Raw genomic sequence first — 6,857 nt, 5'->3', positions numbered from 1 at the left:
GGAAGCTAAGCCTTACAGCGCCGATGGTACTGCAGGGGGGACCCTGTGGGAGAGTAGGACACCGCCGAACAAATCTTGGGAAAACCCCCGTACCAATGGTGCGGGGGTTTTCTGCGTTCCGGGGTCGTTTATCGTCGAGGGTATGCGCTACGACCTGGTTATCTTCGACAACGACGGCGTCCTCGTCGACAGTGAACCGATCTCCAACCGGCTGCTGGCCGCCTACCTCACGGAGCTGGGGCACCCCACCTCCTACGAGGACTCCATCCGGGACTACATGGGGTCCGCCATGCACCGGATCCACGACCTCGTCCAGGAGCGCACCGGCCAGAGCCTGCCGGCCGACTTCGACGACACCTTCCACCGGCGGGTCTTCACCGCGTTCGAGCAGGAGCTGAAGCCCGTACCCGGAGTCGTCGGCGTCCTGGAGAAGCTCGCGGCCGACGGAGTGCCGTACTGCGTGGCGTCGTCCGGAAGCCACGAGCGGATCAGGGTCGGGCACCGGACGACCGGGCTCGACCGGTGGTTCGACGACGCCCGTGTCTTCAGCGCGCAGGACGTCGGACGGGGAAAGCCGGCGCCGGACCTCTTCCTGTACGCGGCCGCGCGGATGGGCGTCGAACCCGCGCGGTGTGTGGTGGTCGAGGACAGTCCGCTGGGCGTGCGGGCGGCTGTCGCCGCCGGGATGGACGTCGTCGGGTTCACCGCGATGACGCCCGCGGACAGTCTCGCGGGTGCCGGTCAACTCTTCGGCGACATGGCGGAGTTGGCTGACCTGCTCAGGTGATCCGAGCCACCCGGCGGGCACTGACATTTGTCATGCGGAGCTCCGGACGATCGTTTCTACTGCCGGGTGGCCCCAGCCGCGAAGCTGAGGGCATGACGACGAACCGGAAGCCCGGCACGCGGCACCACCTCGCTCCGCTGCTCATGGATGTGGCCCTGCCCATCGGGTCGTACTACCTGCTCAGGAACGGCTTCGGGACGAGCACGCTCGCCGCCCTCGCGTGGAGCAGCGTGGTGCCGGCCGCGCGCACCGTGTGGGGCGTGCTGCGGGAGCGGACCGTCAACGGGTTCGCCGCCCTCATCCTCTTCGTGAACGTGGTGGGGCTGCTGCTCAGCTTCGTCGCCGGCGACCCCCGGCTGATGCTCGCCAAGGACAGTGGCGTCAGCAGCGCGATCGGGATCGGCGTACTGGTCTCGGTGGCGATGGGCAGGCCGATGATGACAGCCGCCATGAAGCCGTGGCTGGTGAAGGGTGACGCGGCGAAGGAAGCCGCCTGGGAGCGGCTGTCGAGCGGATCGGCGCGGTTCCGGCGGGCCGAGCGGGTCTTCTCCATGGTGTGGGGTGCGGTGCTGCTCGCCGAGTGCGTCGTGCGGGTGGTGGGCGCCTACACGCTGCCGGTCGACACGATGGTGTGGCTCGGCTCCGTGATCATGATCGTGGCGATGGTGCTGGGGTTCCTGGTCAGCGGCGCGCTGGCCGCGGGACCCATGGCGGTCATGCTGGCCGCCGAGGTGAAGGCGCCCGGGGAGGGGAGCCGGGTGTCCCTGACGCCCGTCGGGTCGCCCGAGGTCGCCCTCGCCCGCTGAAGCTGAGAGAAACTCATCTTTGGCTGGATCTACCCACGAGTACGCCGGGGCCCTACGCTCGCCGCCATGACAGATGTGCTGCGGCGCGGTAGGGCCTCGTTGGCGTTCAGCTTCTTCGCTCAGGGTGCCGCCTTCGCGCTGCTCGTGACGCGCATCCCGGCCATCCAGGACCGGTACGGCGTCTCCGACGCGCTGCTCCCCGCCTTCCTGGCCGCCGTACCGATCCTTGCGGGTGTCGGCAGTGTCACCACCGAGCAGCTGGTCAAGCGGATACGGCCGAGCCGGCTGCTGCGCTGGTCCCAGCCCGTGGTGCTGCTGGCGCTGCTCGGTGTCGGCGCGGGCGACTCCGTGGTGGAACTGGCCCTGGCGCTCGGCGCGTTCGGGCTCGCGGTGGGGGCGCTGGACGCGTCCATGAACATGCTCGGGGTGTCGCTGCAGCGGACGTACGGGCGCAGCATCATGCTGAGTTTCCATGCCGTGTACAGCCTGGGCGGGATCGTCGGGGCCTCGCTCGCCTGGGCCGGGGCGCACTGGCATCTGGCGCTGTGGGTGTCGTATCTGCCGGTGGTGGCGCTGCTGCTGCCGGCCGCGCTGGTGGGCAGCCGGTGGTACGTCGACGGCAAGGCCGGCGCCGCGCAGGAGGAAGCCGGGGGTGAGGCGGGGCCGCTGGTGTTCAAGCTGCTGCTGCCGCTGTGCCTGGTGATGACGTTCGCGTACATCGGGGACTCGACGGTCTCCAACTGGAGCGCGAAGTACCTCCAGGACGTGCTGGGGAGTTCCGAGCAGCTGGCGACGGTGCCGTACAACGTGTACATGGTCACCACGCTGCTGGGCCGGGCGATCGGTGACGTCGGGGTGCGGCGGTTCGGGGCGGTGGCGGTCGTACGGCTGGGGGCGCTGGTCGCGGCGCTCGGGTTCGCCGTGGTGGCCGTGGCGCCCGGGGCGTGGGTGGGCATGCTCGGGTTCACGCTGCTCGGGCTGGGCCTGTGCGTGCTGGTGCCGCAGACCTTCGCGGCGGCCGGGCGGCTGTTCCCCGGGGCGTCCGACGCGGCCATCGCGAGGCTCAACATCTTCAACTACGTGGGCTTCCTGATCGGCTCGCCCCTGGTGGGGGCGCTGGGGGACGCGTGGACCTACCGGGGAGCCATGCTCGTGCCGATGGTGTTGGTGCTGGTGACGCTCGTGTACGCCCGCTCGTTCGCTCCGCGGGACGACCGATACGGTGGCGGGCATGAGCGGCCGCACACAGCTGATGTGGGACGAGGCAGTAACGGGCTATGACTTCGGCCGGGACCATCCGATGGACCCGGTCCGGCTGGCCCTGACCCGGAGGCTCGTCGACGCCTTCGGCCTGGACCGGGAGGTGGACGTCGTCGCGGCCAAGCCCGCCGGGGAGTCCACCCTGCGGCTGGTCCACCGGGACGACTACGTCGAGGCCGTGAAGGCGGCCTCCGCGGACCCGGGGGCGGCCGACGGGGCGTACGGGCTGGGGACGATGGACGATCCGGCGTTCGCCGGGATGCACGAGGTGTCCGCGCTGATCGCCGGGCTGTCGGTGGGGGCGGCGGAGGCCGTGTGGCGGGGGGACGCGCCGCACGCGGTGAACTTCACGGGCGGGCTGCACCACGCGATGCCCGGGGCCGCCTCGGGGTTCTGCATCTACAACGACGCCTCGCTCGCCATCGCCCGGCTGCTGGAGCTGGGCGCCGAGCGGGTCGCCTACGTCGACGTCGACGTGCATCACGGGGACGGTGTGCAGGCCGCGTTCTGGGAGGACCCGCGGGTTCTGACGGTCTCACTGCACGAGCATCCGCGGACGCTGTTCCCGCAGACGGGATGGCCGGAGGAGACGGGCGCGGACTGCGCGGAGGGCAGCGCGGTCAACGTGGCGCTGCCGGCCGGGACCGGGGACGCGGGATGGCTGCGGGCCTTCCACGCCGTCGTGCCCGAACTGATCGCCGACTTCCGGCCGCAGGTCCTGGTGACCCAGCACGGGGCCGACACGCATTTCGAGGACCCGCTCGCGCATCTCGCGGTCTCGCTGGACGCGCAGCGGGCGGTGCAGACGGCCTGCCACGACCTGGCGCACGAGTACGCCGACGGGCGGTGGGTCGCGCTCGGCGGGGGCGGGTACGCGGTGGTGGAGGTCGTGCCGCGGTCGTGGACCCACCTGGTGGGGATCGCGGCGGGCCGGGAGGTGGCGCCCGAGACCATGATCCCGGAGAGCTGGCGGCAGGAAGTGTTCGCCCGGACACGGCAGTTGGCGCCGATGCGGATGACGGACGGGCGGTGGCCGGTGTCCTGGGCCGACTGGGAGGCGGGCTACGACCCCGCGGACCGGCTGGACCAGGCCGTGCTGGCCGCCCGCCGGGCGGTGTTCCCGCTGCGGGGGCTGCTCGCGTAGGCGTCCGAGGCCGTGGGGCGGGCGCCGCCCGGGGGTGTGTCAGGTGGCGGCCGTACCGCCGTGGAACGGTGGTTACGCCAACCGTGCGGTGTTCCGGGTGTTCCCCCGCCGCCCGCCGGTGTCATCGGTCACCATCACTCACGTGTTGAGCACCGGGGCGCTGCGTGCCCACCTGCTGGCCGCCCGTCTCGCCGGGCCGGTGGCCACCTCGCGGGAGGAGAGCCTGCGGAGCTACCGGCTCTTCGCCGCGCGTGACCCCCGGGTGCTGATCGGTCTTGACCCGGAATGGACGTGGGAACAGCGGGATCTGATCGGTCTGATGGCGGACAGGTGTGGGGTTTCGGCCGATCCTAAGGTTGTATCGGGTCATGACGTGATCGATCCCGAGCGCACCCTGGTCGCCCTGGACGCCTTCGCGGACCGGATCGCGGCGGCCGCCGCACGCCGCGCCCCCGTCCTCGTCGGCACCGGACACCCCCACCGGCTGCTCGGTTTCTACGCCGCGCTCGCGGACGCCATGTCGGCGGCGGGATGTACCGTCCTCACACCGTCGCAGGGTCACCGTGTCGACATAACGACCCGGTTCGGTCTACGCACGTGCACCCTCGACTACGTACGGCGCGTCGCGCTCGTCCGTGCACCCGGCGCCGCTCGCCCCGGTAGTGCGACCGGCGCACACACGCACTCGCCGCTGCCGGTCCGGACCGCGCTGGCGGCGGCCGCGGAGGCCGGCGGACCGCTGCCCGAGCTGGTGATCGGGGATCACGGATGGGTCTGCGGAGCAGGTCAGCTCGGGTTCGAGGCCATCGGTCTCGCCGACACCGACGATCCGGCCCTGTTCGTCGGTGAGGCGGAGGGGCGCGTGTCCGTCGTCGTTCCGGTCGACGACGCCGTGCGGTCCGCCTACTACCGGCCGCTGGCCCGCTACGTACTCAATCGAGCGTGTCTGTCACAGTAGGCCGCCGATGGGTGCACCTCTTCCCCACTTGCATCACCCGCCCCTACATTGGGGAGTGAGCACGCAACGACGAAGAGTCACCGGAAGGGGAAGCCGGTGACCGTCGAGTGCGGAAGGTTCAGGTGTGTCATGGCTGCAGCTGGCGAGAGGCCTCTGAACGAGGTTCAGTTCCTTACCGTGGCGGAGGTCGCCTCGGTGATGCGAGTGTCGAAGATGACCGTGTACCGGTTGGTGCACAGCGGTCATCTGCCCGCGATCCGGGTCGGACGGTCGTTCCGAGTCCCGGAGCAAGCGGTTCACGAGTACCTCCGCGAGAGCTATGTGGGGGTGGAGACAGCCTGACGGTGGCGGTGGGGGGAGACACCCAGGGGCAGCCCCGGGCCTCCCCCGTCCCCTCGATTACGACCTCAGCTCTCGGACGGGTAGGCTAGCCCCTCGTAGGTCGTGTGGGCCCATGGCGCCCAAACACCGAGTGATGAGAAGTGAGCGAGGGTAGTCGTGGGCTCTGTTATCAAGAAGCGGCGCAAGCGGATGGCCAAGAAGAAGCACCGCAAGCTGCTCAAGCGCACGCGCGTTCAGCGTCGCAACAAGAAGTAGGCGACGACGCGAGAGCGTGTTCTGTGGCCCCCCACCCATGATGGTGGGGGGCCACACGCGTACGCGCGGGCCGGAAGTCGTCACTTCACGCAGCGGGTGGTCATCACAGCGCAACACCGACCCGCTAAGTTGGCCGCACGGGGGAACGCGGCACGTGACGAGCAGTGGAAGAGCCGTACAGGAGCCGGTGCGTGAGCCGTACGACGGCGGTGCGCGGCTGGAAGGAAGGCGCTGATCTTGGGCAAGGTCGTGCTCGTGACCGGAGTGGCCCGCAGACTGGGGGGCCGCTTCGTCCGACGGATCCAGCGTGACCCGCAGGTGGACCGGGTGATCGCCGTGGACGCGATCCCGCCCGAGCACCACCTGGGCGGCGCGGAGTTCGTCCAGGCCGACATCCGGCAGCCCGGCATCGCCCGGGTACTCGCCGAGACGGCGGCCGACACGGTCGTCCACATGGACGTGACCGCCACCGCGCTGGGCAGCGGCAGCCGGACCACGGTCAAGGAGACCAACGTCATCGGCACCATGCAGCTGCTCGGCGCCTGCCAGAAGTCGCCGACCGTCAGGCGCCTGGTCGTGAAGTCCAGCACCAACGTCTACGGCTCGGCGCCCCGTGACCCCGCCGTCTTCACCGAGACGACCCCGCCCAAGTCCCTGCCCAGCGGCGGCTTCGCCAAGGACACGGTGGAGGTCGAGGGGTATGTGCGGGGCTTCGCGCGCCGCAGGCCCGACGTCGCGGTGAGCGTGCTGCGGTTCGCCAACATCCTCGGCCCGGCCGCCGATTCGCCGCTCGCCTCGTACTTCGCGCTGCCCGTCCTGCCGACCGTGTTCGGCTACGACCCGCGGCTGCAGTTCGTGCACGAGGACGACGTGATCGAGGTGCTGCGGATCGCCTCGCACGACCCCGAGCGCGGCACGCTCAACAGCGGCACCTTCAACATCGCGGGCGACGGTCTCCTCCTGCTGTCCCAGTGCTCACGGCGCCTGGGCCGGCCCACGGTGCCCCTGCTGCTTCCCGCGGTGACCTGGGCGGGCACGCTGGTGCGTACGCTGGGGATGACGGACTTCTCGCCCGAACAGATCCGGCTGCTCACCCACGGCCGGGTGGTGTCGACGGACCAGATGCGCGAGACGCTCGGATTCACGCCGAAGTACACGACGGCGGAGACCTTCGCGGACTTCGCACGCAGCCACGGCCCCGGACTCCTGCCGCCCGAGGCCGTGGCCGGGGCCGTCGACCGGATCGCCGCGCTGCCCATCGCGGGCGGCGGCCACCCCCCGACGCAGAGCGCCAACTGAGGAGCG

General features: G+C 70.7%; 8 protein-coding genes. All 8 read left to right on the top strand.

The features are described from left to right. Positions 1-142 precede the first annotated feature (142 nt). The 8 genes from ABZT03_RS35070 to ABZT03_RS35035 all read left to right on the top strand — a co-directional run bounded on the left by ABZT03_RS35070 (position 143) and on the right by ABZT03_RS35035 (position 6,851). The gene (locus tag ABZT03_RS35070; RefSeq protein ID WP_356046954.1) at positions 143-787 is read left to right on the top strand and encodes an HAD family hydrolase; all 645 of its coding nucleotides are present in this window, start codon (positions 143-145) and stop codon (positions 785-787) included. Positions 788-879: 92 nt separating this feature from the next. Then, on the top strand, positions 880-1,593 hold the full coding sequence (locus ABZT03_RS35065) for a VC0807 family protein (protein ID WP_356046952.1): 714 nt from the start codon (positions 880-882) through the stop codon (positions 1,591-1,593). 66 nt (positions 1,594-1,659) lie between these two features. Further along, the gene (locus tag ABZT03_RS35060; protein WP_356046951.1) at positions 1,660-2,874 is read left to right on the top strand and encodes an MFS transporter; all 1,215 of its coding nucleotides are present in this window, start codon (positions 1,660-1,662) and stop codon (positions 2,872-2,874) included. Then, entirely contained in the window at positions 2,825-3,997 is a 1,173-nt protein-coding gene (locus ABZT03_RS35055) for an acetoin utilization protein AcuC (RefSeq protein WP_356046949.1), read from the top strand. Before ABZT03_RS35060 ends, ABZT03_RS35055 begins: the two co-directional genes overlap by 50 nt. A 142-nt stretch (positions 3,998-4,139) precedes the next feature. Continuing rightward, positions 4,140-4,955: a phosphatase gene (locus ABZT03_RS35050; protein WP_356046947.1), complete on the top strand. Its 816-nt coding sequence runs from the start codon at positions 4,140-4,142 to the stop codon at positions 4,953-4,955. A 129-nt stretch (positions 4,956-5,084) separates the two neighbouring features. Further along, positions 5,085-5,297 (top strand): helix-turn-helix domain-containing protein, encoded by a 213-nt coding sequence (locus ABZT03_RS35045; protein WP_004984898.1) that lies wholly within the window; start codon positions 5,085-5,087, stop codon positions 5,295-5,297. 156 nt (positions 5,298-5,453) lie between these two features. Next, positions 5,454-5,552, top strand: coding sequence for an AURKAIP1/COX24 domain-containing protein (locus tag ABZT03_RS35040; RefSeq protein WP_003948845.1), 99 nt, complete (start codon positions 5,454-5,456; stop codon positions 5,550-5,552). Positions 5,553-5,789: 237 nt separating this feature from the next. Further along, a complete protein-coding gene (locus ABZT03_RS35035; RefSeq protein WP_356046946.1) occupies positions 5,790-6,851 on the top strand; it encodes an NAD-dependent epimerase/dehydratase family protein in 1,062 nt (353 codons plus the stop codon). Positions 6,852-6,857: the final 6 nt, after the last annotated feature.

The organism is Streptomyces sp. NPDC005574 (genome assembly GCF_040605435.1).
Taxonomy (GTDB): domain Bacteria; phylum Actinomycetota; class Actinomycetes; order Streptomycetales; family Streptomycetaceae; genus Streptomyces.
Note: the sequence above shows the minus strand (reverse complement) of the source record. Positions and strands in the feature narration are given on the sequence as shown.